This is a genomic window from Nocardioides xinjiangensis (assembly GCF_017916455.1).
In the GTDB taxonomy this organism is placed as follows: domain Bacteria; phylum Actinomycetota; class Actinomycetes; order Propionibacteriales; family Nocardioidaceae; genus Nocardioides; species Nocardioides xinjiangensis.
Map to the genome: position 1 here is coordinate 1,965,821 of NZ_JAFMSY010000001.1, position 21,853 is coordinate 1,987,673.

22 protein-coding genes are annotated in these 21,853 nt (G+C 74.9%); 6 read left to right on the forward strand and 16 right to left on the reverse strand.

Annotated elements, in window-relative coordinates:
• Positions 1–18 precede the first annotated feature (18 nt).
• Positions 19–696, reverse strand: a complete 678-nt coding sequence (locus J3P38_RS09240) for an NAD-dependent deacylase (protein ID WP_210503367.1) — start codon at positions 694–696, stop codon at positions 19–21.
• Between the two features lie 16 nt (positions 697–712).
• A complete protein-coding gene (locus J3P38_RS09245) occupies positions 713–1,648 on the reverse strand; it encodes a 1,4-dihydroxy-2-naphthoyl-CoA synthase (protein WP_210439471.1) in 936 nt (311 codons plus the stop codon).
• 116 nt (positions 1,649–1,764) lie between these two features.
• On the opposite strand from J3P38_RS09245, the gene J3P38_RS09250 reads away from it, so the two are divergent.
• Complete coding sequence (locus tag J3P38_RS09250) at positions 1,765–2,223, forward strand: nitroreductase family deazaflavin-dependent oxidoreductase (RefSeq protein ID WP_210503368.1); 459 nt, start codon at positions 1,765–1,767, stop codon at positions 2,221–2,223.
• 111 nt (positions 2,224–2,334) lie between these two features.
• On the opposite strand, the gene J3P38_RS09255 is transcribed toward J3P38_RS09250, so the two are convergent.
• The 8 genes from J3P38_RS09255 to J3P38_RS09285 form a co-directional block, all read right to left on the reverse strand.
• Entirely contained in the window at positions 2,335–2,514 is a 180-nt protein-coding gene (locus J3P38_RS09255) for a hypothetical protein (RefSeq protein ID WP_210503369.1), read from the reverse strand.
• Positions 2,515–2,824: 310 nt separating this feature from the next.
• The gene (locus J3P38_RS09260) at positions 2,825–3,430 is read right to left on the reverse strand and encodes an ACT domain-containing protein (RefSeq protein WP_210439474.1); all 606 of its coding nucleotides are present in this window, start codon (positions 3,428–3,430) and stop codon (positions 2,825–2,827) included.
• A gap of 65 nt (positions 3,431–3,495) precedes the next feature.
• Entirely contained in the window at positions 3,496–5,298 is a 1,803-nt protein-coding gene (gene recD, locus J3P38_RS09265; RefSeq protein WP_210503370.1) for an exodeoxyribonuclease V subunit alpha, read from the reverse strand.
• Positions 5,295–8,708 carry a UvrD-helicase domain-containing protein gene (locus tag J3P38_RS09270; RefSeq protein ID WP_210503371.1) on the reverse strand — a complete coding sequence of 1,138 codons (3,414 nt, stop codon included), beginning with the start codon at positions 8,706–8,708 and terminating at the stop codon, positions 5,295–5,297. The genes recD and J3P38_RS09270 overlap by 4 nt, the downstream gene beginning before the upstream one ends.
• Positions 8,705–12,109, reverse strand: coding sequence for an exodeoxyribonuclease V subunit gamma (recC, locus tag J3P38_RS09275; RefSeq protein WP_210503372.1), 3,405 nt, complete (start codon positions 12,107–12,109; stop codon positions 8,705–8,707). Before recC ends, J3P38_RS09270 begins: the two co-directional genes overlap by 4 nt.
• A 79-nt stretch (positions 12,110–12,188) precedes the next feature.
• Entirely contained in the window at positions 12,189–12,323 is a 135-nt protein-coding gene (locus J3P38_RS18090) for a hypothetical protein (protein ID WP_282593977.1), read from the reverse strand.
• Between the two features lie 115 nt (positions 12,324–12,438).
• On the reverse strand, positions 12,439–12,612 hold the full coding sequence (locus J3P38_RS09280; RefSeq protein WP_210503373.1) for a CsbD family protein: 174 nt from the start codon (positions 12,610–12,612) through the stop codon (positions 12,439–12,441).
• 117 nt (positions 12,613–12,729) lie between these two features.
• Positions 12,730–12,909, reverse strand: coding sequence for a hypothetical protein (locus J3P38_RS09285; protein ID WP_210503374.1), 180 nt, complete (start codon positions 12,907–12,909; stop codon positions 12,730–12,732).
• A gap of 142 nt (positions 12,910–13,051) precedes the next feature.
• Here J3P38_RS09285 and J3P38_RS09290 point away from each other — a divergent pair, with 142 nt between their 5' ends.
• From J3P38_RS09290 to speB, 5 genes are all read left to right on the forward strand, one after another.
• Entirely contained in the window at positions 13,052–13,870 is an 819-nt protein-coding gene (locus J3P38_RS09290; protein WP_210503375.1) for a DICT sensory domain-containing protein, read from the forward strand.
• A 76-nt stretch (positions 13,871–13,946) separates the two neighbouring features.
• A complete protein-coding gene (locus J3P38_RS09295; RefSeq protein WP_210439479.1) occupies positions 13,947–14,408 on the forward strand; it encodes a DUF6328 family protein in 462 nt (153 codons plus the stop codon).
• Between the two features lie 81 nt (positions 14,409–14,489).
• A complete protein-coding gene (locus tag J3P38_RS09300) occupies positions 14,490–15,068 on the forward strand; it encodes a TetR/AcrR family transcriptional regulator (protein WP_210503376.1) in 579 nt (192 codons plus the stop codon).
• Positions 15,065–16,225 carry an SGNH/GDSL hydrolase family protein gene (locus J3P38_RS09305; RefSeq protein WP_210503377.1) on the forward strand — a complete coding sequence of 387 codons (1,161 nt, stop codon included), beginning with the start codon at positions 15,065–15,067 and terminating at the stop codon, positions 16,223–16,225. The genes J3P38_RS09300 and J3P38_RS09305 overlap by 4 nt, the downstream gene beginning before the upstream one ends.
• 121 nt (positions 16,226–16,346) lie before the next feature.
• Positions 16,347–17,357 carry an agmatinase gene (gene speB, locus J3P38_RS09310; protein WP_210503378.1) on the forward strand — a complete coding sequence of 337 codons (1,011 nt, stop codon included), beginning with the start codon at positions 16,347–16,349 and terminating at the stop codon, positions 17,355–17,357.
• Here speB and J3P38_RS09315 read toward each other — a convergent pair whose 3' ends face one another.
• From J3P38_RS09315 to J3P38_RS09340, 6 genes are all read right to left on the reverse strand, one after another.
• On the reverse strand, positions 17,358–18,206 hold the full coding sequence (locus J3P38_RS09315; protein ID WP_210503379.1) for a nucleoside hydrolase: 849 nt from the start codon (positions 18,204–18,206) through the stop codon (positions 17,358–17,360).
• A gap of 99 nt (positions 18,207–18,305) precedes the next feature.
• Complete coding sequence (locus tag J3P38_RS09320; RefSeq protein ID WP_210503380.1) at positions 18,306–19,313, reverse strand: signal peptidase I; 1,008 nt, start codon at positions 19,311–19,313, stop codon at positions 18,306–18,308.
• Positions 19,310–19,990, reverse strand: a complete 681-nt coding sequence (locus J3P38_RS09325) for a SipW-dependent-type signal peptide-containing protein (protein ID WP_307807825.1) — start codon at positions 19,988–19,990, stop codon at positions 19,310–19,312. Before J3P38_RS09325 ends, J3P38_RS09320 begins: the two co-directional genes overlap by 4 nt.
• Entirely contained in the window at positions 19,983–20,501 is a 519-nt protein-coding gene (locus J3P38_RS09330; protein WP_210503382.1) for a signal peptidase I, read from the reverse strand. The genes J3P38_RS09325 and J3P38_RS09330 overlap by 8 nt, the downstream gene beginning before the upstream one ends.
• Positions 20,502–20,534: 33 nt before the next feature.
• Positions 20,535–21,107, reverse strand: a complete 573-nt coding sequence (locus tag J3P38_RS09335; protein ID WP_210503383.1) for an alternate-type signal peptide domain-containing protein — start codon at positions 21,105–21,107, stop codon at positions 20,535–20,537.
• 331 nt (positions 21,108–21,438) lie between these two features.
• Positions 21,439–21,639, reverse strand: coding sequence for a LuxR C-terminal-related transcriptional regulator (locus J3P38_RS09340; RefSeq protein WP_210503384.1), 201 nt, complete (start codon positions 21,637–21,639; stop codon positions 21,439–21,441).
• Between the last annotated feature and the right edge of the window lie 214 nt (positions 21,640–21,853).

The window sequence follows — 21,853 nt, forward strand, 5'->3', positions numbered from 1 at the left end:
AGGTCGGGTCCGGCCCGCTCAGGCCAGGAGCTCCTCCACCCACGCCGGCACCAGCCGGGTCGCCGGTCCCTGCCGCGACTCGGCGAAGTCGGTGGCGCCGGCGCTCGGCTCGAGGTTGAGCTCGAGGGTGGCGCCGCGAGCCCAGTGCACGAACGCCGCGGCGGGGTACACCAGTCCGGACGTGCCGACCGAGACGAAGAGCTCGCACTCCCACAGCGCCTGCTCGACGCGGTCCATGCCGTAGGGGATCTCCCCGAACCACACGATGTCGGGCCGCAGCGTCGCGGACCCGCACCGGGGGCACGGCGGCCCGTCGGCCAGCGGCCCGTCCCACTCGTGCCGCGCGTCGCACGTCGTGCACCACGCCGACCGGAGCCGGCCGTGGATGTGGTGCACCCGCTGCGACCCGGCACGCTCGTGGAGGTCGTCGACGTTCTGGGTGACGACGAGAAGGTCGTCGCCCAGGGCGTGCTCGAGCCGGACGAGCGCGTGGTGCGCGGCGTTGGGCTGCACCCGCGAGAGGGCCGCGCGACGGTCGTCGTAGAACCGCTGCACGAGCCCCGGGTCCGCGGCGTACGCCGCGGGGGTCGCCACCTGCATCGGGTCGACGCCCTCCCACAGGCCGCCGGAGTCGCGGAAGGTGGTGAGGCCGCTCTCCGCGGAGATGCCGGCACCGGTGAGCACGACGACCTTCATGGCTGTCCCGAGCCGCTCAGTAGTACCAGGGGTACGGCGACCAGTCCGGCTCGCGCTTCTCGAGGAACTGGTCGCGGCCCTCCTGCGCCTCGTCGGTCATGTACGCCAGGCGCGTGGTCTCGCCGGCGAAGAGCTGCTGTCCCACGAGCCCGTCGTCGAGGAGGTTGAAGGAGTACTTCAGCATCCGCTGGGCCGTCGGGGACTTGCCGTTGATCCTCCGGCCCCAGTCGAGCGCGACCCTCTCGAGGTCGGCGTGCGCGACCACGCGGTTGACCGCGCCCATGCGGTGCATCTCCTCGGCGTCGTACTCGTCGGCGAGGAAGAAGATCTCGCGGGCGAACTTCTGGCCGACCTGCCGGGCGAGGTACGCCGAGCCGTAGCCGCCGTCGAAGGAGCCGACGTCGGCGTCGGTCTGCTTGAAGCGCGCGTGCTCGCGGCTGGCGAGCGTGAGGTCGGCCACGACGTGCAGGCTGTGCCCGCCGCCCGCGGCCCAGCCGGGGACGACGCAGATGACGACCTTGGGCATGAAGCGGATCAGCCGCTGGCACTCGAGGATGTGGAGGCGGGCGAGCCTCGCCTTGTCGATGGGGTTCGGCGGCGCGCCCTCGTCGACGTGGCCGTCGGTCTCGTACTGGTAGCCGGCCCGGCCCCGGATCCGCTGGTCGCCGCCGGTGCAGAAGGCCCACTTGCCGTTCTTCGCGCTGGGACCGTTGCCGGTCAGGATCACGCAGCCGACGTCGGCCGACGTGCGCGCGTGCTCCAGCGTGCGCAGCAGCTCGTCGACGGTGTGCGGCCGGAACGCGTTGAGCACGTCCGGGCGGTCGAAGGCGATGCGCACGGTGCCGTGCTCGCGCGCGCGGTGGTAGGTGAGGTCGGTGAGGTCGTCGAAGCCCGGGACGGCGTCCCACGCCTCCGGGTCGAAGATCTCGCTGACGCCCTCGATCGCACTCATGCCTCCGGAGGCTAGTTCACCGGGGAACGGTCGCCCGGACCGACCGTCGACGACCCTTTCCCGGTGGACTACCCGCGGTGAGGAAGACGACGGCGCGGCGCGGTGTTGTGGCAGGCATGGCACTGACTGGAACGTACGTCCCGAGCGCGGCCGAGTGGGTCCGCAACCAGGTGGCCGAGTACGAGGCCACGAACGGCGAGAAGGCCGGCACGCTGCGCGACACGGGCTACCCGATCGTGGTCATCACGTCGGTGGGCTCGAAGTCGGGCAACCTGCGCAAGAACCCGGTGATGCGCGTCGAGCGCGACGGCGCGTACCTCGCGGTCGCGTCGAAGGGCGGCGCGCCCGAGGACCCGGCGTGGGCCGACAACTTCCGCCAGCACCCCGAGGTCGAGCTCCAGGACAAGGCCGAGAAGCACCTCTACCGCGTGCGTGAGCTCAGCGGCGAGGAGCGCGCGGACTGGTGGGAGCACGCGGTCGCGACGTGGCCGACGTACGCGTCGTACCAGGAGAAGACCGACCGGGAGATCCCGCTCTTCCTGCTCGAGCGGGCTGACGCGCCGGCCGGCTCGTAGGGCTGCTGCCCGGCTCGGCTCGTCGGGTCGGGCCGCCGAGCCCGGCGCGTCAGCCGGGCCGGTGGGCTGTGCTCGTCGGCGGGACTCGCGGGACGTGCGAGCGTGGGCCTGTCAGCTGGGCTGGGGCGGGGACGGGTCGGCGCCGTCCACCGTGGCCTCGTCGTCGTTGTCGCGGTGCGCCGCGGTCTCGGGATCGGGGTCGACGTGGGCGGGCGCCTCGGGCTCGAACGGGTCGGCCGGCTGCGGCGACCCGGCCTCCTCGGGCATGTCGGGCTGTACGTCCTGGCTCATCGGGCGTCCTCTCGTCGGGTGCGTCGGGGTACCCGGGCAGCGTAGGCGGTATGCCGGGTAGGGCAGATGCGGCGGGCGCGGGGTGGGCGCGGGCCGGGCCGGGCGCGGGGCGGGCGCGGGCCGGGCGCGGGCCGGGCGCGCCAGAGCGCGCGAGACCGGGCCGGGCGCGGACTTCGTGAGCGTGTCGCGAACTTATCGAGGCCTGCACGCCCCCGGAAGTTCGCAATCCCCCGCTTAAGCGGGGGATTCGAAGAAGGCCCGGACCCGGACCCGGACCCGGACGCCCCGGCCGCGGAGGCGCCCCCCGGGCTCAGCCCCGGCTGATCGTGGTCGCGAGCCCGAGCAGGTGCGACAGCCGGGCCAGCTCGGAGTCGAGGAACTCGGGACCACCGCGGCGGCCCATCAGCACCAGGTCGTCGCCGAAGGGGGCGGCGCACTCGACGTAGACGTCGTCGCCCGGCAGCCGGGTCGGGGACTGGACCTGTCCGACCGTGAACTCGGTCGGGGCGGCGTCGGTGGCGTGGACGACCGCGACGCCCGTCCCGCTCGGCCGCACGCGCGCCGCCCAGTCGACGCGGAACGCGATGGGCAGCAGGTCGACCAGTCGGTCGCCGGCCGAGGCGGGGTCCTCGGTGAGCGCCTCGACGACCTCGAGGTCGAGGAACAGGTTCCCGCCGGCCGCGTAGCGGTTGATCCACAGGACGCTGACCCCGTCGAGCACGCTGCAGGCGGAGACGACGGAGTCGGGCATCGTGCTCGGCGCCATCTCGAGCAGCACGTCGTCGACGGCGAAGCCGTCACGCTTCTCGACGATCTCGATCGCCTCGATGTCGCCGCCGGCCTCACCGATCGCGCTCGCGACGCGACCCAGCGACCCGGGGACGTCCGGGAGCTCCACGCGCATCAGGTAGGGCATGGCTCGAGGCTATCGGCCCGGTGTGTCGAGGAGGTTTCGCCGTCCACCAGCGGCGTGGCGGCGGGTCAGGGCGCGTCGCGCAGGCGTACGGCGAGCCCGCTCGCGCGCTGGGCGCGCCGGCCGATCGCGGCGCGCACCGCGTCCTCGGACCCCACCACCCGCACCCGTCGGCGTGCCCGGGTGACGGCGGTGTAGAACAGCTCGCGGGTCAGCAGCCGGGACCCCTCGTCGGGGAGCAGCACCGTCACCTCGTCGACCTGGCTGCCCTGGCTCTTGTGGATCGTCATCGCGTGCATCGTCTGGGCGGCGCCGAGCCGGGCGGGAGCGACGAGGGTCGGCGCCGCGTCGGCCGTCGGGAACGCGACCCGCGGGCCGTCGTCGGTGAGGACCACCACGCCGGAGTCGCCGTTGTAGAGGCCCAGGGCGTAGTCGTTCGCCGTGACGAGGACCGGTCGGCCGGGGTACGCCGGGTCGTGGACGGCGTCGCCGGTCTCGGCGGCCAGCCAGGCCTCGATGCGCCGGTTCCAGTGCTCCACGCCAGCGGGACCGTCGCGGTGCGCGCACAGCATCCGGTGGGTCTCCAGCACGCGGAGGGCGTGCGCGGCGTCGCCGGACCTCGCCGCGTCCCGGGCGGCGAGGGCGGACGGCAGCGTGGCCGCACGGATCGCAGCGGACGGCTGCTCGTCGGCGACCCAGTGGACGGCGTCGTCGCCCGAGGCCAGGATCTCCAGCGCCTCGTCGGCGTCGGCGTCGCGGACCGCGCGGGCCAGCGCGCCGATGCGGTCGCCGAAGCGGTGGGAGGTGCGCAGCGCGACGACCGGTGAGTCCGCGCGCGGTGCGAAGCCCGCGACGAGGTCGCCGAGCACGGCGCCGGCCTCGACCGAGGACAGCTGGTCGGGGTCGCCGACCAGCACCAGGCGGGTGTCGGGCCGGACCGCCTCCAGCAGCCTGGCCATCATCGTCAGCGACACCATCGACGTCTCGTCGACCACGACCACGTCGGCCGCGAGCCGGTTGCCGCGGTGGTGGCGGAAGCGCGTCTCGCTGTCGGGGCGGCGACCCAGCAGGCGGTGCAGGGTCATCGACTGCAGGCCGGCCAGCCAGGTGCGCTCCTCGTCGGTGAACCGGTCGGGCTCGCCCTCGCGGCGCCGGGTCGCCTCGCCCAGCGACTCCTGCAGCCGCGCCGACGCCTTGCCGGTGGGTGCCGTCAGCGCGACCCGCAGCGGCGGGCCGTCGACGGGGTGCTGGGCACGCAGCGCGACGAGGAGCCCCGCCACGGTCGTGGTCTTGCCGGTGCCCGGACCACCGGTGAGAACGGTGGTCCACTGCCCGGCGGTGCGCAGCCCGGCCTCGCGCTGCTCGGCGTACTGCTCGCCGGGGAACACGCGGTGCAGGACGGGGGCGAGCGCCTCCGGGACGGGCGGCGGCGTGCGGGCCGCCCGCTCGGCCAGGTCGCGGAGCACCTGGGACTCCTGCTCGTGGTAGCGATCGAGGTAGACCAGCCCGTGCTCCCAGCGCACGACGCCGTGCTCCACGAGCGGGCTGGCGGCCAGTGCGGCCGCCCAGCGCCCGGTCTCGGGCCACGGCAGCGCCGCGACCGCGTCGTCCTCGCCCGCGGCGGCCGCGACGGAGCCGGCCGCCCCCGCCAGGTCGAGGCACACGGAGCCGGAGCGTACGGCCCGGCACGCCAGGGCGACGGCCAGCAGCACCTCGTCGTCGGCCTCGCGCGTGAGCAGCCCGACGGCGCGCGCGACGTGGACGTCGCCCGCGGTGAGGATGCCGGCGGCGTTGAACTCGCCCAGCAGCCCGGTGGCCGCGAGCGCGAAGCGCGGGTCGGCGGGGTCGGTGGTCTCCCAGATCTCCGTCACCGCGCCCCCCTCCCCGGTCGTACGCCGTCGAGCAGGTCGGACAGCTCCAGCACGAGCGGCACCGGTGGGCGCCACTCGAAGACCCCGGGGACCCGTCCGTCGAGGCCGGGCAGGTCGGCCGCGTCGGGCCCGCAGAGGCCGCGCAGGTAGAGGTAGAGGACCCCGCCGAGGTGCTGCGCCGGGTCGTAGGCGGGCAACCGCCACCGCAGGAAGCGGTGCAGCACGACGGTGTAGAGCAGCGCCTGCAACGGGTAGTCGGAGTGGCCCATCGCCTCGTCGAGCACCTCCGGCCGGTAGTCCCAGGCGGTGAGCTCGGCCGTGGGGTCGCCCAGCCGGTTGGTCTTGTAGTCGACGGTCACGAAGCTCGGACCCGCGTCGGTCGGCACCCGCATCACCACGTCGATGGACCCGGTGAGGTAGCCGCGCAGCGCCTGGCCCGCGAGCGCCGGCTCGGAGGCGAGCGTGTCGGCGTAGGAGAGGACCGGGTCGCCGGTCGGCAGGTGGCGGCGCAGCAGCGGCTCCAGGTCGCCGAGGGTCACCCTGTCGACGTCGTGGCCGGCGAGGTCGCCACCGCTGAGCGGCAGCTCGAAGTCGAGCTCGGGGAGCCGGTCGGCGGCGGCGATGTCGGTCAGGGCCCGTCCTCCCGTCATCGAGCCGAGGGGCGTGCGGCACACCGGGACGAGCGCGTCGGCCAGCGCTCCGCTCTCGATCTCGACCGGCCACCACGACCGCTGCTCCTCGATCCGGTGGAGGAGCTCCTGACGGAGGTCGTCGGCCTGGAGGTCGGCATGCTCGAGGACGGCGTGCACCAGGGAGCCGAACGCCGCCCCGGCGGGGAAGTCGGACATCGGGGAGGCGAGCGCGGTGAGCGCGAGGTCGTCGCCCGCAGCGGCGTCCGGATCCAGGTCGGGCGTCCACTGGTCGGCCGTCTCGAGGTCCTCGCCGATCTCCGGCTCCGACAGCGGGACGTCGGCTCCGTGGGCGGGATCCGTCGCGGCGGCCGACAGCGCGGTGTAGGAGGTGCGCCGCCACTCCGTGTCGACCCGGCGGGCGAAGGACCGCACCTGCAGGTCGTGCACCGGCGCGGGGAGCGGCTCGGGACTGGGGGCGACCACCTCCGCGAGCTCGGGCCACACCGCTCCGGCGTCGCGCCAGTGACCGAGGATCTCCACGATCCGGTCGTCGTCGACCACCGGCTGGCTGTCGGGCACCTCGGCCGTGCCGGGCCGGCGTCCGAACAGGATCCGGTGCAGCGCCGACCCCGGCGTGTTGTTCGACGGGCAGTACCAGGCCACGACCTGCGAGCGCGCCCGGGTCATGGCGACGTAGAGGAGGCGGAGCGCCTCCCCGGCGTCCTCGGCCTGGTGGCGGGCGACCGCCTCGGGCCGCCACCGGCTGGGGCCGCCGACGTCGCGGCACCGCCGACCGGTGGCGTCGTGGTAGCGCGGCACGTCGGGCTCGCGCCCGGTGAAGCGGTCCCACAGCGAGGGGAGGTAGACGACGGGGTACTCCAGGCCCTTGCTGCCGTGGATGGTCACCAGCTGCACCGCGGCGGCGTCGGAGTCGAGCCGGCGGGCGCGCTCGGAGGCGACCTCCACCTTGTCCTCGGCGACCTGCTCGCGCAGCCAGGCCAGCAGGCCCACCACCCCGAGACGGTCCTCCACCGACACCCGGTGCAGCGCCTCGCCCACGTGGCGGAGGTCGGTGAGGAGCCGCTCGCCGCCCACCCGGCCCAGCACCCGCGCGGTCATGCCGCCCACGACGGCGTACTCGAGGACCGCGGCGACGCCCTTGGCCTCCAGCAGGTCGGCGAGCGTGCGGGCCCGGTCGGAGAGGCGGTCGGTGAGCTCGTCGCCGCCGGCGTCGAGGGCCGTGGCGGTGTGGCCGAGGAAGCTGGTGAGCGCGGCGGCGCGTACGCGGTCGGTGCGGTGCGGCTGCTCGAGCGCCTCCAGCAGCGTCAGCCACTCGGTCGCGGCCGGGCTGTGGAACACCGACCCTCCGGACGTCACGACGGACGGGACGCCGACGTCGGCCAGGGCGCGCTGGATGGCCTGCAGCATCGTGTGGGTGTAGGCCAGCACGGCGACGTCGCCGGCGCGCACCTCCCGCCCGTCGATGCGGGCGTCGCCGGTGAGCAGCCGCTTGACGTCGGCGGCGAGGTCGGCGACCACGTGGCCGCGCCAGCGGTCGACCGGCGGCTTGCTGCGCGGGCCCTCGCCGAGCTCCCGGCGGCGCGCTACCCGCAGCCGCACCGGCGGACCGGCGCCGACGAGCCGCGACCGCTCGTGGTGGGCGTCGACCTCGCGGACGACGATGTCGGGGTGGCCCAGCTGCGCGGGCGCCAACAGTCGCTGGAGGGCGTCGACGAGCGGCTTGTCGCTGCGCCAGTTGACGCCGAGGGTCTGCCGGTCGCCGGCGGTGCGGGCTGCCTCGAGGTAGGTGGCGACGTCGCCGCCGCGGAAGGCGTAGATGGCCTGCTTGGGGTCGCCGATCAGCACGAGGGTCGCGACGCCCGAGAAGGCGCGGTCGAACACCTGCCACTGCACCGGGTCGGTGTCCTGGAACTCGTCGATGAGCGCGACCTTCCAGCGCGCCTGCATGCGGGCCCGTGCCGGCCGGCGGGGGTCCTCGAGGGCGTCGGCGAGCTGGCCGAGGAGGTCGTCGTAGCTGAGGATCCCCAGGCGACGCTTGCGCAGGTCGAGCTCGCGCAGCACCGAGCGGGCGAAGCGGACGCGCTGGGCCGCGGGGGAGTCCGGCGCGTCGTCAACCGCCGCCTCCGGCTGGACCGCGGCGCGCGGGTCGCCGACGACGGCGCGGGCGATGGCACCCGCCGTGGCTCGGTCGAACGCCGGGGCCTCCGCGTCGGCGAAGGCCGCGAGGTAGCAGTCGTCGACGACCTCCTCCGTCAGCTGCTCGAGGTCCTCGACGAGACGCGCCTGGCGGTCGGTGTCACCGGCGACACCGAGGCTGCGCAGCACCAGCTGGCAGAACTGGTGGATGGTGGCGATCGTCGCGGCGTCGAAGTCGGCCAGCGCCTCGGTGATCCGGCGCAGCCGCGTGGCACGCCCCTCCTCGTCGACGTCGAGGAGGTGGGCCTGCAGCTCGTCGCGCTCGGCCTCGGGCGGCGGGTCGGCGAGCGCGCGCTGGGCGCTCACCAGGCGTTCGCGGACCCGCTCGCGGAGCTCCTGGGACGCGGCGCGGGTGAAGGTCACGACGAGCAGCTCGTCGAGCCGCAGGCCCTGCTCGGCGACGTAGCGGGTCACCAGCGCGCTGATCGTCCAGGTCTTGCCGGTGCCGGCGCTCGCCTCGAGGAGAGTGGTGCCGGTGGGCAGAGGGGCGGTGATGCGGAACGTGCCGGGGCTCGGGTCGGGGCCCGCGGTCGGCGTGGTGGTCTCGGGGGTGGACGTCACAGCGGCTGCACCACCTCGTGCTCGAGCAGCGGCTGCCACAGCGCCCAGGCGTAGCGACCCAGGCGGTGCCGCTCCGTGCCGGGGTCGCCGGGCCGGGGCGGGCTGCAGAGCACGTCGAAGGGGGCCTGCTCGCCCCAGGCCAGCCGGTGCCAGGCGTCGGCGTCCTCGGTGGGCACCGGGGTCTCGCTGAATCGGGGCGTCGTCCACTCCCGGTCGGCGGCGCGGTCGGCGTCGGCGTTGCCGCGGCCGGCGACCTCGTGGACGTGCTCGGCGGCCCACGCCAGCGACGTCTTGGGCGGTGCCGGCAGGGGCTCGCACAGCCCCGCCGCCCGGATCTCGAGCAGCCGGTCGAGCCACCCGCGCGCCTCGTGCTCGGCGAGCGGCCCGATGCGCGCCACCTGGCCGCCGTTGCGGCCGCGGCCGATGCTGTGGACGGTCCAGTTCTCGTCGGGCAGGCCGGCGGCGAGCGCGAGCGCGTCGATCCAGCCGGCGACGCGGTGCTTCGCGGCGAGCCGCGAGTAGGTGACGGTCACGAGGTGGTTGCCGAACAGGTCGTCGACCGTGCCGGTGACCCGGCGCCCGCCGAGGTCGATGTCGACGTCGACGGTGCGCGGCGCCCCCCGACGGGCCGCGAGCCCTGCGGTGACCAGCGGTCGCACCTGCTCGACGATGGAGCCCAGCACCGACTCGCCCAGGCAGCGCGGGGGCAGCAGCCCCCGCAGCTGCTCGGCCGTCATGGCCTGCGCCGGGTCGGCCCCGGCGAGCACGTCGCGGATCAGCCGGTCGCCGACGTCCCAGCGCTCGAGGCCGTCGAGCTCGATGGGAACGGCGTCGGACAGCTCGTCGGCGGCCAGCGGCGTGGACACCCGCAGCCGGCGCCGCAGGAACGAGCGGACCGGGTGGGCGAAGAACTCGTGGAGGTCGGCGAGCGCCACCTCGGTGTCGTCGCCGGCGGGGGCGGGAAGGGACTCCGCGACGACCTCGCGGACCACCGGCCGTTGGTCGCGGGCGGCGAGGGCGCCGGCCAGCGACGTCCGGTCGAAGGTGAACGGCTCGTCGGTGAGGGTCAGGTGCGGCACGCCCGGCGGCCGGTCGCGGCCGGCCAGCAGGTTGGCCTCGTCGAAGGGCTGCAGGGGGTGGAAGACCCGCGCCTGGTCCTGGACGCGTCCGCCGTCGGCGGCGGTGGCAGTGACGTCGAGGGTGTCGAGGAGCTCGCCGAGCGGGACCGCGGGCGGCCGGTCGGCGCCGGTGTGCTCGCCGCGGCCGGTGTAGGTGACGACCAGGGTCTGCCCGGCGGCGGCGATGGCGTCGAGGAAGAGCTGGCGGTCCTCGGCGCGGACGTCGCGCTCACCGGTCAGGGGCGCCCGTGCGAGGACGTCGTCGCCGTCGATGCTGTCGAGTCGCGGGAAGACGCCGTCGTCGAGGCCGAGCAGGCACACCACGCGGTGCGGGACCGAACGCATCGGCACCATGGTGCAGACCGTCAGGGTGCCGGTGCGGAAGTTGGCCCGCGTCGGCCGGCTCCGCAGCCGGTGGGCCAGCAGGGCCCGGACGTCGGCGTGCCGCAGGACGGTGCGCTCGGCGCCGCCGTCGACCACGCTGGAGCCGATGCGCGCGAGCTCGCGGTCGAACTGGGCCACCTGCCAGGTGTCGTCGGGCAGCGTGCGGGTGAGGCTGTGCACGCCGCCGGCGAGGGCGTCGGTCCACTCCCCGGCGGACGTGGCTGCGCGCGCACGGTCGAGGGTCCGCTCGAGCCGGTCGACGTACTCCACGAAGCGGCCGAGCAGGTCGAGCTGGGCGTCGCCGACGTCGTCGAGCGGGAGGGCGTCGCCGACGAAGCGGTGGCCGCTGCCGGACATCGCCGCGCCTAGCAGCATCCGCCGCAGGCCGGACTGCCAGGTGTTGTCGGCCAGGGCGAGACCGAACCGTCCACGGTGGGCGGGGTCCTGCCCCCACCGGACGGCGGCGCCGCGCACCCAGCGCTGCGCCTGCTCGAGCTCGTCGTCGTCGAAGCCGAACCGTCGCCGCACCGGCTCGGTGCCGGCGAGGTCGAGCACCTCGGTGGCGGTGAAGCGGCCGCCGGCGAGCTCGACGAGCGTCGCGGCCATCGCGAGCAGCGGGTTGGTCGCGCCCGGCGACCGGTCCGCCAGCCGGACGCGCAGCTCGTGGGCGGGGTGCCCGGCGCCCCCGGCGAGGTCGGCGAGGCCGAAGGCGGCGGAGATCAGCGGTGCGTAGGACTCCACGTCGGGGCACATGACGACGATGTCGCGTGGCTCGAGGGTCGGGTCGTCGGCCAGCAGGCCGACCAGCACCTCCCGCAGGACGTCGACCTGGCGGGCCGCGCCGTGGCAGGCGTGCACCTGCACCGACCGGTCCGCGCGGGCGACGACCCGCGCGGCGCGCTCCTCGGCGGACGGCAGCCGATCGGCGCGGAGGTCGGCCTGCAGCCACCCGAGCAGCGAGTCGGGCGGTGGTCCGGCACCGAGCGGGGCCGCCTCGGCGGCGCCGGTCGCCCCGAGGGTCCGGCGCAGCTCCCGGGCGTCGCGGCCGAGCGAGGCGAGCAGGGGATGGCGCACCAGGGCCGCCGAGGTGTCGGCCGCCCGCGGCACCGGCCCCTCCGCTGCGGTGGGCGCGAGCGACTGCCACGACCGGGGCGAGACCTGCGGGAGCCACAGGTGCACGTCGCGCACCTCACCGAGCGCTCCGACGAGCTCGGCCTCGGTGCGCGGGATGCGGGTGTGCCCGAACAGCGAGAGCCGGGGCGGCAGGTCGACCCCGTCGCCGCCGGAGCGCAGCAGGGCCAGCGTGTCGAGGTGCCGCTGGTCGGGAGGTGGTGCGCCCACCCGGGACACCAGCCGACGCCACAGCTCGGCCTGCCACCTGAGGTCGTCGGGCACCGGGCCGCCCGCCCCGTCGGTGTCGCGACCGGCGCGCCAGTCGGTGACCAGCTGCGGCCGCTGGACGGCGTAGCGGTGGTAGAGGCCGGCGAGCCGGTGCGCGACGGAGTAGCGCCGGGCCGAGCGCTCGTCCGCCGGGTCGCCGCCACCGAGGTGGTCGGTGAGCGCCTCGAAGCCCGGCTCGCCCATCGCGTCGTCGACGACCTCCAGCAGCGGCCACGCCAGCGCGTCGGGCTGCCAGGGGTCCGAGTCCTCGGTGCCGAGCAGCAGCGTCACCAGCGAGCGCGGGCTGACGAACCGCACGCCGGCGCACACGCCGTCGGCGGCGCGCTCGCCGGTGCCGAGCCGGTGGGAGAGCCGCTGGGTCAGCCAGCGCTCGACCCCTCGGGCGGGCACGACGACGACCTCGCGCGCGAAGGGGTCGGGGAGCGGGGTGACCAGCAGGCCCGCGAGGCCGTCGGCCAGCGCGTCGGTGCGCTCGGCGGTGTGGAGGTGCAAGGTCACGGGCAGCACCCTACGAGCGGGTGCCGACAGCGCCTGTCGGTCGCGGCCCGATCCTGGGGACGACGAGGACCGTCCGGGGTCAGGAAGCCCGGTTGTAGACGAGGATCAGCAGGGCGAGGACGACCAGCAGCGACACGACGGCAGCCGTGATGATCAGGGGGCGGCCCGACTGCTTGGTCGGGTCGACGCGGTTGGGATCCTGGCCTTGGGTCATGCGTGGTCCGTACCCAGCAGGTCGGGCCGCATGCGCGGCGGCCGCCGGGGCGCGGCCGCCGCCGCTGGCGACCACCGGGAGGTGGCCGCCGGCGAGGGCGGGCGCGGGCGGACGGTCAGTGCTTGAAGGCGTCCTTGACCTTCTCGCCGGCCTGCTTCAGGTCGGCGCCCATCTGGTCGCCCTTGCCCTCGGCCTCGAGCTGCTCGTCGTCGGTGGCCTTGCCGGTGTGCTCCTTGGCCTTGCCCTTGAGCTCGTCGGCCTTGTTGTCGAACTTGTCGTCCAAACCCATCGTCGTTCCTCCCTCTGAGGTCGGTGCGGACCGGGGTGGCCCTGCCTCCAACGTGCCACGCAGGGGCACGGGCAACGACACCCGTGTGGGTGGGCTCGGGTGGGCGGCCGCGCGTCGTCACGGGGCGGGCGACGACGCCGGACCGGGGTCGTCCGACGCGCCGAGGGCGGGCCGGGCGCGTTCCGGGCGGACGAGGCGGATCTCCTCCGCGCGCTGGGCGTCCAGCCGCCAGATGACGGCGCAGCCGACGATGGCGACGAGGATCGCGACCGTGCTGATGAGGATCATGCTGACCATGGGAGTCTCCTGACACAGGGGGTGGATGGAAAACTTCTACATACCTGTATAAGTAGTTTCTGCAAGAAGCGCAAGGGTTGCCGACGCATCCGCGGCGCGGCGGGACGCCGGCGCGTGGACCGGGACTGACGGAGGAGTGGTGGTGGAGGGCTTCAGCATCGGCGTGCTGGCCGAGCGTGCCGGCGTGACACCCGGGGTGCTGCGCACGTGGGAGAACCGGTTCGGCTTCCCGTCCGGGACCCGCTCGGCATCGGGGCACCGACGCTTCACCGACGCCGATCTCGAGATGGTGCGCCAGGTGCTGGCGGCGCGGGCTGCCGGCGCACCGCTGCAGCTGGCGATCGACGCGGTCGTCCGCGGTGGCGGCGCCCCGAGGCGCTCCGTCTACGCCGCCGCCGCGCAGGAGGCGCGACCGCTCAGGCTCGGTCGGCGGTCACTGGTGGCCGCCTCGCACGCCGTCGAGGACGAGTGCCTGGCCCGGGGCGAGCGCGCCGTGGTCCTCGGCGCCTTCCAGGTCGGTCACCGGTACGCCGCCTCGGAGCACCGGTGGGCCGAGCTGGGCCGGACGGCCGCGTGGGCGGCCGTGCTGGCCGACTTCGGCGACGGAGAGCGCGAGGCGGGAGGCTCGCCCGCCCGCTACCAGCTGCCCGCGGACTCCCCGCTCCGCCGCGAGTGGGCCGTGGTCTGCCTGGGCGAGTCGTACGCCGCCGTGGTGGCGGCGTGGGAGGTGCCGGTCGTCCCCGGGGCCGCCCCTTCCTACGAGGCGGTGATCAGCACGCACCGGGGCGCAGCCAAGGCGGCGGCCGGGGTGCTGGTGAGCGCCGTGCGCTCCGTCGGGGGCACGGTCCCGGACGAGGCGGCGCGGGTGGTCGAGGACCCGGCGCCGGGGCCGGCGACCTCGGCGGCTGACGCCGACCGGACCTGGCTGCGCGTGCTCGCGGAGCTCGACCCGCTGAGGTGAGCGGGCCCCAAGCGGTGCGCCCGCACTCACCCGTGGGGAGGTTGGCGGCCCGGACGGAGTGAGTACCGTCCCGGTGATGACGAAGGGCAGGCGGGACGAGACCCCCCAGGAGCGAGCGGACCGGAACTGGAACGACCTCCTGCAGGAGCTGCGTGTGAGTCAGACGGGCGTGCAGGTGCTTGCCGGCTTCCTCGCCACGCTGCCGTTCCAGGAGCGCTTCGAGGACCTCGACGCCTTCCAGCGCGGTTGGTACGTGGGGCTGCTCTCGCTGTCGTTCGCGACGGTCAGCGTGCTGCTGGCGCCGGTCGCGATCCATCGCCATGTCTTCCAGCGGGACGTGAAGGCCGAGCTCGTGCGGGCCGGCCACGTGCTGATGTCGGTGGCCCTCGCCCTGATCGGCCTGCTGCTCGGCGGCATCCTGTTCTTCATCGTCGACGTGGTGTACGACCGCAGCGCGGCCGCGTGGAGCGCCGTCGGGTCGGTGGTCGTCCTGGTCGGCCTGCTGGGCGTGCTGCCCCGGCGCGCGATCGGGGGCTGACCCTCGTTCTTGACGGGCCCCACGTGGGACCGTTTCCTACGGTGCTAAGGTTTCGACCTCTGCTACTGAGGAAGGACCGAGATGCCCCGCGCAGGTCTCACCAGCGCCCGCGTCACCGAGGCGGCCGCCGGGCTCGCCGACGAGGCGGGCCTCGACCACGTGACGCTCGCCGCTCTCGCCAAGCACTTCGGCGTGGCCGCCCCGAGCCTCTACGCGCACGTCCGCAGCCAGGCCGACGTCCGCACCCGCGTCGCCCTCCTCGCGCTGGAGGAGACCGCGGACCGCATCGCCGCCGCGCTGGCGGGGGTGAGCGGCCGCGACGCGCTCGCCGCGATGGGCGGGGTGTGGCGCAGGTACGCCGTCGAGCACCCGGGCCGGTACGCCGCCACCCGGCTGCCGCTGGACGCGGCGACCGCCGCGGCGAGCGCCGGTCCCCGTCACGCGGAGCTCGTGCGGGCGACGCTGCGCGGCTACCGCCTCGGGGAGGACGACACCACCCACGCGGTCCGCCTGCTCGGGGCCACCTTCCACGGCTACGCCGCGCTCGAGGCCTCGGGTGCGTTCGGTCACGGCGCGGCCGGCACCCCGACGTCGGAGGAGTCCTGGCAGCGCGTCCTCGACGGGCTGGACGCGACCCTGACCTCCTGGGGGACACGATGATCGACCCGTCCCTCGTGCTCGGTGCGCTCGAGATCGAGCGCACCCCGCGCGGCCTGCTGCCGCACCGGCTGCCCGCCTGGGCACGAGCCCAGTGCGGCGACCCGCAACTGCGGCTCGTCGAGGCCCAGCCCGCCGGCGTACGGCTCGCGATGCGGACGACGGCCACGCGGCTCGAGCTCGACGTGCTGCCGACCAAGCGCCGCTACGTCGGGGCGCCGCAGCGCCCGGACGGCTGGTACGACGTGCTCGTCGGCGGCGAGCTGGTCGAGCGTCAGCAGGCGCCCGGCGGCAACGTGCTTGACGTCGACATGATGACCGGCGCGAGCACCTTCCACCCGGGCGCGCCGACGACCCTCACCATCGCGCTCGCCGGTGGTGAGCAGGAAGTGGAGGTGTGGCTGCCGCACGACGAGCAGACCGAGCTCATCGACCTGCGTGCCGACGCGCCGGTGACGCCGCTCGCGGGCGGCCGACCGCGGTGGGTGCACCACGGCAGCTCGATCAGCCACGGATCCGTCGCGACGTACCCCACCGAGCCGTGGCCCGTCGTCGCTGCCCGCCTCGCGGGGCTCGACCTGGTCAACCTCGGCCTCGGCGGCAGCGCGCTGCTGGACCCGTTCGTGGCCCGGACGATCCGTGACACCCCGGCCGACCTGGTCAGCCTCAAGATCGGGATCAACCTCGTCAACCAGGACCTGCTGCGCCGCCGTGCCCTCGGGCCGGCGGTCCACGGCTGGCTCGACACGATCCGCGACGGCCACCCCGACACGCCGCTGCGACTGGTCTCGCCGCTCCACTGCGCGATCCAGGAGGCGGTGCCCGGGCCCACCGTGCCCGACACCGCCGCGCTCGCCGAGGGTCGCGTCGCGTTCCTCGCGGGCGGCGACCCGGAGCGGGTGGCGCGAGGGGCGCTGACGCTGGAGGTGGTGCGCGAGGTGCTCGCCGAGGTGGTCGACCGCCGCGGCGACCCGCACCTGTCGTACGTCGACGGGCTCGCGCTCTACGGCCCGGCCGACGCCGAGCGGCTGCCGCTGCCCGACAACCTCCACCCCGACTCGGCGACCCACCGGCTCATCGGGGAGCGGTTCGCGGCGCTGGGCGAGTGGCGGGCGGCTTCCAGGTGGGGTGCTGGGGCTGGTCTCGAATCCCCCGCCTAAGCGGGGGATTGCGAACTTCCAGCAGCGTGCACGCCCCCAGATGTTCGCGAAACCCTCGGGAAGTCCCGCGAGGAGCACCCGACCGAACACCCCGGCGGCCGGACGGCCCTAGAGTCGGGCCATGACCCGCTACGGCGCTCAGTTCGGTCCCGACATCACCTTCCTCGGCGTGCCCGCGTGCGACCTCGACGACGAGGCGACGTACGCCGACGCGGACGTCGTGATCGTCGGCGCGCCGTTCGACGGGGGTACGTCGCACCGGCCGGGCACGCGCTTCGGGCCGCAGGCGATCCGCATGACCGACTACCTGCCGCACGACGGCTCCCGGCCGTCGCTGGCCCTGCGCACCGACGCGCTGCGTGACCTCGTGGTCTACGACGCGGGCGACGTCGAGATGTACTCCGGCGACATCGAGGTCGCCCTCCCCGCCCTGGAGGCCGCCGTCGAGAAGGTGGCGCGCGCCGGTGCGATCCCGGTCGTGCTGGGCGGCGACCACTCGATCGCCTACCCCGACGCCAAGGGCGTGGCCAACGTCCTCGGGCACGGGCGGGTCTCGATGATCCACTTCGACGCCCACGCCGACACCGGCGACATCGAGTTCGGCTCGCTGTGGGGCCACGGCCAGCCGATGCGCCGGCTCATCGAGTCGGGCGCGCTGCGCGGCGACCGCTTCCTCCAGGTCGGCCTCCGCGGCTACTGGCCCGGACCCGAGACGCTGGACTGGATGGCGGCCGAGCGGATGCGGTCCTACGAGATGACCGAGATCGTCCACCGCGGCCTCGAGGAGTGCCTCACCGAGGCCTTCGCGATCGCGACCGACGAGTGCGAGGGCGTCTTCCTCTCCGTCGACATCGACGTCTGCGACCCCGGGCACGCGCCGGGCACGGGTACGCCGGAGCCCGGCGGGCTGTCGGCTCGCCAGCTGCTCGACTCGGTGCGCCGCATCTGTCTCGAGCTGCCGGTCGTCGGCGTCGACGTGGTCGAGGTCAGCCCGCCCTACGACCACGCCGACATCACCGCGGCCCTCGCCAACAGGGTCGTCCTCGAGGCGCTCTCGGCGATCGCCCGCCGACGGCAGGACGAGCGCGACGGCACGACCTGGGACCCGGGGCGCCCGCTGCTGGACCGCTGATCAGCGCACCGCCAGCAGCGTGTCGACGTACGCCCGCGCGACCGACGCGGCGTCGACGTCGACGACCACGTCCACCCAGCGGCCGTCCGCCACCTCGGTGAGCACGTCGCCGACCACGCCGAGCCGTCGCGGCTCGACCCGGAACAGGTGCGGGTGCGTCAGCAGGACGAGCGCGCCGGCGTCGCCGACCAGGTGTCCCCGGCGCACCGCGAGCAGCTCGCCGGCCAGCCGCGCCGCCGGCCGGTCGGACGACCTCAGTCGATCCACGTCGGCCGGGGTGACCGAGACCTGCGCGAAGACGTCGGCGACGTAGAGGGTCGTCGGCCGACCCGCGGCGAGCACCCGGGCGGTGGCGTCGGCGTCGTGGGCGGCGTTGAACTCCGGCGGGTCCTCGGGCACCAGCTCGCCGGCCACCGCGACCAGCCGCTCGGCGAGCGGCGCGAGCCCGGCGACGTTGGTGAGCGGTGCGAGCCCCACGAGCGTGACCGCAGCGCTCCCGGCCGCCTCGGCGACAAGGTCGCGCACGCCGATCCGCGCCGGGTGGGGGCCGGGCGGCACGCGAACGTCGCCCAACCCGTCGGGTCCGTGGTTGGTGGGTCCGCTCCGCGGCCCGGCGCCCGTCGTCGTGCGCGAGGCGCCCACGACCACCGGCACGTCGGCCGCACCGGCGTGGGAGAGCACGGCCGCCGAGTTGCGGGCAGCCACCTCGACCGGCACGTTGCCCGCCACGGTGGTCACCGCGCACAGCTCGAGCGCCGGGCTCGCGACGGCGTACAGCAGCGCCAGCGCGTCGTCGATGCCGGTGTCGACGTCGAGGACGACCCGCCTCGGCGCTGCCCGATCGGTCATGACGGCAGGCTAGGCCGCGTCGGGCGAGTGGGGTACGACGAGGCGGTTGAGCCGGTCGACCACGACTCCTCCGGTGCGACGGACGCCTCAGCGGTCGGATCAGGAGCAGGTCGTGGTCAGCCCCAGCCCCAGCAGCGACTTGCGGCCGGTGGCGACGGTCCCGGTCGACGAGGCCCACGACGGCGAGTCCGCCAGGAAGGCGCTGACGCGGACCGTGAAGCCGCCGAGGGGGAGGTCGGCAGCCGCATACGCCACGCTGTACGTCGTCGTTCCCGACCTGGGCGCCACCACGCGGTCCGCGCCGTGGAGCATCCCCTGGGCGTCGGTGAGCCGCACCCGGTAGCCGTAGCGCGGGTCCTGGTCGGGCCACGAGTACGTCAGCGCCTCCAGCAGGCCGCCACCCGCGCAGCTCACGGACGGGGGAGGCAGGACCGCGTGCGCGCGCAGCGAGGTGCCGCTCAGGGCCACGGTGTCGGTCCACGACGCCCACCCCGGGGCGCTGTGGGTGACGCCGGTCGCTGCGCCGGCGATCAGCAGCACGGCGAGCGTGAGGACGCGCAGTGGTCCACGCCGCCCGCGCCCCGCGTCCGCGCGAGGGTGGGGAACCGGCGACGCGGCCGGGACGGCGTCGACGGGGGGCTCCGCGGACGGGCGGAGCGCCACATGCAGCAGGCACGCCCCGTAGAGGAGGAGCGCGAAGCGTCCCGCCCCGGTCCCGAGCCAGCCCAGGGCGTACCCGAGCCACGGCACGTCGAGCACGACGCGCTCGGCTGCGGTGACGTGGTACGGCTGGGGGTCCGGCACGCGGTTGGCGTCGCCCTGCAGCCGCAGCGTCGCGACGTCCCCCTCGAGGGCCGCGCCGACGACGCGGTGGGTGACCCGAGCCCCGTTCGTCGTGGTCACGGCGACCACGTCGCCGGCGGCGATGTCGGCGGCGTCGACCCGGTGCACCCACGCCAGCGCGCCGGTGGGGATGGTCGGGGACATGGACCCGGAGCGGAAGACGATCGGACGGACGTCGAACGCCAGCGCGCACACCGTGGCGAGCAGGCACAGGCAGCCCAGGACCGCTGACGCGGTCAGCAGGGCGTGGCGGACGCGCGTCACGACACGTCCGAGGTGCCGTGGACGGTGATGCGCACGGACGTGGTCGCGCCCTGGAGGGCGGCCGCCGCGGTCGACGGCATCGTGACCTGCACGCAGACCCGCTCGGACCCGCCCGGGGCGAGCAGCCTGCCGCTCGCGATCAGGGGGCCGTCGAGGCTGGCGGCGGTGCCGGACCATGCCGGGCCCGGACACGTGGCGGCAGGAGCGACACCGGTGGTCGCCGTGTCGCCGGTGACCTTGACCGCCAGCGCGCCGGCGAGCCCCTTGCCGTCGGGGTTCGTGGCGGACGTGGCGGCCGTGTACCTCAGGGGCGCCGTCCCGGTGTTCCTGACGGTCAGCACGGCGGCCGTCGAGCTCCCCGGGACCATCGCTGACAGGTCCAGCGCGGTGTAGCCGGCGATCTGGTCCTGGCCGTCCACGCGGAGGTCGAGCGTGCCCGCGGTGACGGTGGTGCCGGCGACCTCGGCCTCGTCGGTCCAGTGCGCGTACGTGCCGGGCGTCGCGAGGACGAGCACCGTCCCCAGGCCCAGGAGGGCTCGGACCCGTGCGGAGGTCCGGCCCGCCGTCCGCGTCGAGGGACGCCCCGGCCCGCCGGTGGGCGCCGCAGCGTCCCTGCGGGGGAGCCACGGCGTGGCGCGCCCAGACATGGCGCGCCTGGACATGCTGCGCTTAGACATGTTGGGCCCTGACGTCGTCGCGGGCCGGGCGCCGCGCGCGGAGCCCCGACCCCAGCAGCACGGCCGCGTAGACGAGCAGCGCGGCCGCGACGAGGCGGGTCCCGGCCTGGCGTGCCTCCGCGGTCAGCAGCTGACCTGCGAAGCCGAGCCACGGCACGGCGTACCACTCCTCGCCCCTGACCTGCACCGGCCGCACCCAGCGCCGGTCGGGCACAGCGTTCGCGTCCCCGCGGGTCTGGAACACCGGCTCGCCCTCGGCGTCGACGCCCTGGCTGACGACCCGGTGGGTGACCACCGTCGGCTCACCGGAGTCCAGCTGGTAGGTGATCACCGAGCCGACCCCGATGTCCTCGGGCTCGGTGGGACGTACGACGACGAGGGTGCCGGGAGGCATCGTCGGTTCCATGGAGCTGGTCAGCACCGTGTAGGGCACGGCCCCCGCGAGGCGCGGCACGACGACCGCGAGGGCCATCGCCGCGCCGGCGGCGAGCAGCACCGCCCACGTGGTCACGCGCCACGCCCGCCTGAGGACCGACATCGACGATCAGGCGTGCTGCTGGCTCAGCGAGACCGTCAGCGCGTCGAGCGTCGCGGTGACGCCCTGGGCGGTCGTGCCGGCAGTGGCGGCGTCGAACGTCACGCTGACGACAGCGGTCAGGACCTTCCCGTTGTCGGCACTGGTGATGGCGTCTCCGTCAGCGAGCGCTGCGGCAGCGGTTCCAGCACCCGCGGCGCCGAGGGTGTAGACGGCGCTCGGCTTGAGCTGCTTGACGAGGTCGGCGTCGCTTGCGGCGGCGAACTCCGGCGTGCCGAGACCCGCCGTGGCCTTGAGGTGCGCGCCAGACGCGTTCACGGTGTAGGTGCACGTCCGGGTGATGACGTCGCCCGGCACGAGGAGAGTGGATCCGGGCGAGAAGACCTCGCCACCGCCCGCGGCGTCCAGGATCCATTCGCCGCAGCCCTGGCCCGCCGCCTCGACGAGGCTCAGCGTGCCGGACCTGATGTCACCGCCGCTCACCGACTCGCTGTCGTTCCAGGACGCCAGTGTCCCGGCTCCGCCGATCAGCAGGACCGATGCCGTGGTGACCGCGAGGGCGGCCTTGGTGTTCTTGTGCATCTGTTGCTCCCGTGGTGTGGATTACGGATCGCCGACGGGGGTCGACGGCAACGAAGTGGAACCTGAACGGTTACGCCTCGGTGAGCGAACAGGGTCGATATCACCCGACTGGGCCAGCGCGGACCACCCGCCTGCGTGGGCCTGGTCGGCGGACGGGTCATGCGTCGCTTCCGCGCGGGTCAGCCGCAAGGGGTGGGGCCTGGCGCGCCCGCCGAGGGGGCGGCCGGTTCCCCGCAGCCGTGCTGCGGGACCCGGACGCTCCACGACCGCAGGCTGACGACCAACGGAGAGCTGTCCACCCGCAGTGAGGACTCCGGTTCGAGGCGGCGGGTCACACGATGCCCTCACGGACCGCCTGGACGATGACCTGGATCGTCGTACGGACCCCGAGCCGCCGGCGCAGGGCGCTCGTACGACGGTCCACGGTGGCGGCCGAGCACCCGAGCTCGCGAGCAATCTCCTCGCGGCCGGCGTTGCGCGCCAGCATCGCGACGATGGCGACGTCGCGGGCGTCCCATTCGTGGGCGAGCAAGCGGCCGCTGCCAGTCCGCGCGCGCTCGCGTGCCGCGCTCTCGCTCGCGGTTGGTGAAACGGTCAACTGAGACGAACGACGTATGGACACGCGCCTAGTGGACGCCTTGCCGATGTGGGCCGTCAAGGAGGCTGTCCGTCGATGACAAACACCGGTCAGAAGCCTTGCAACGTTTCAAAGACGCCGCCTACTGTGAGCGTCGTCACGAGACAAC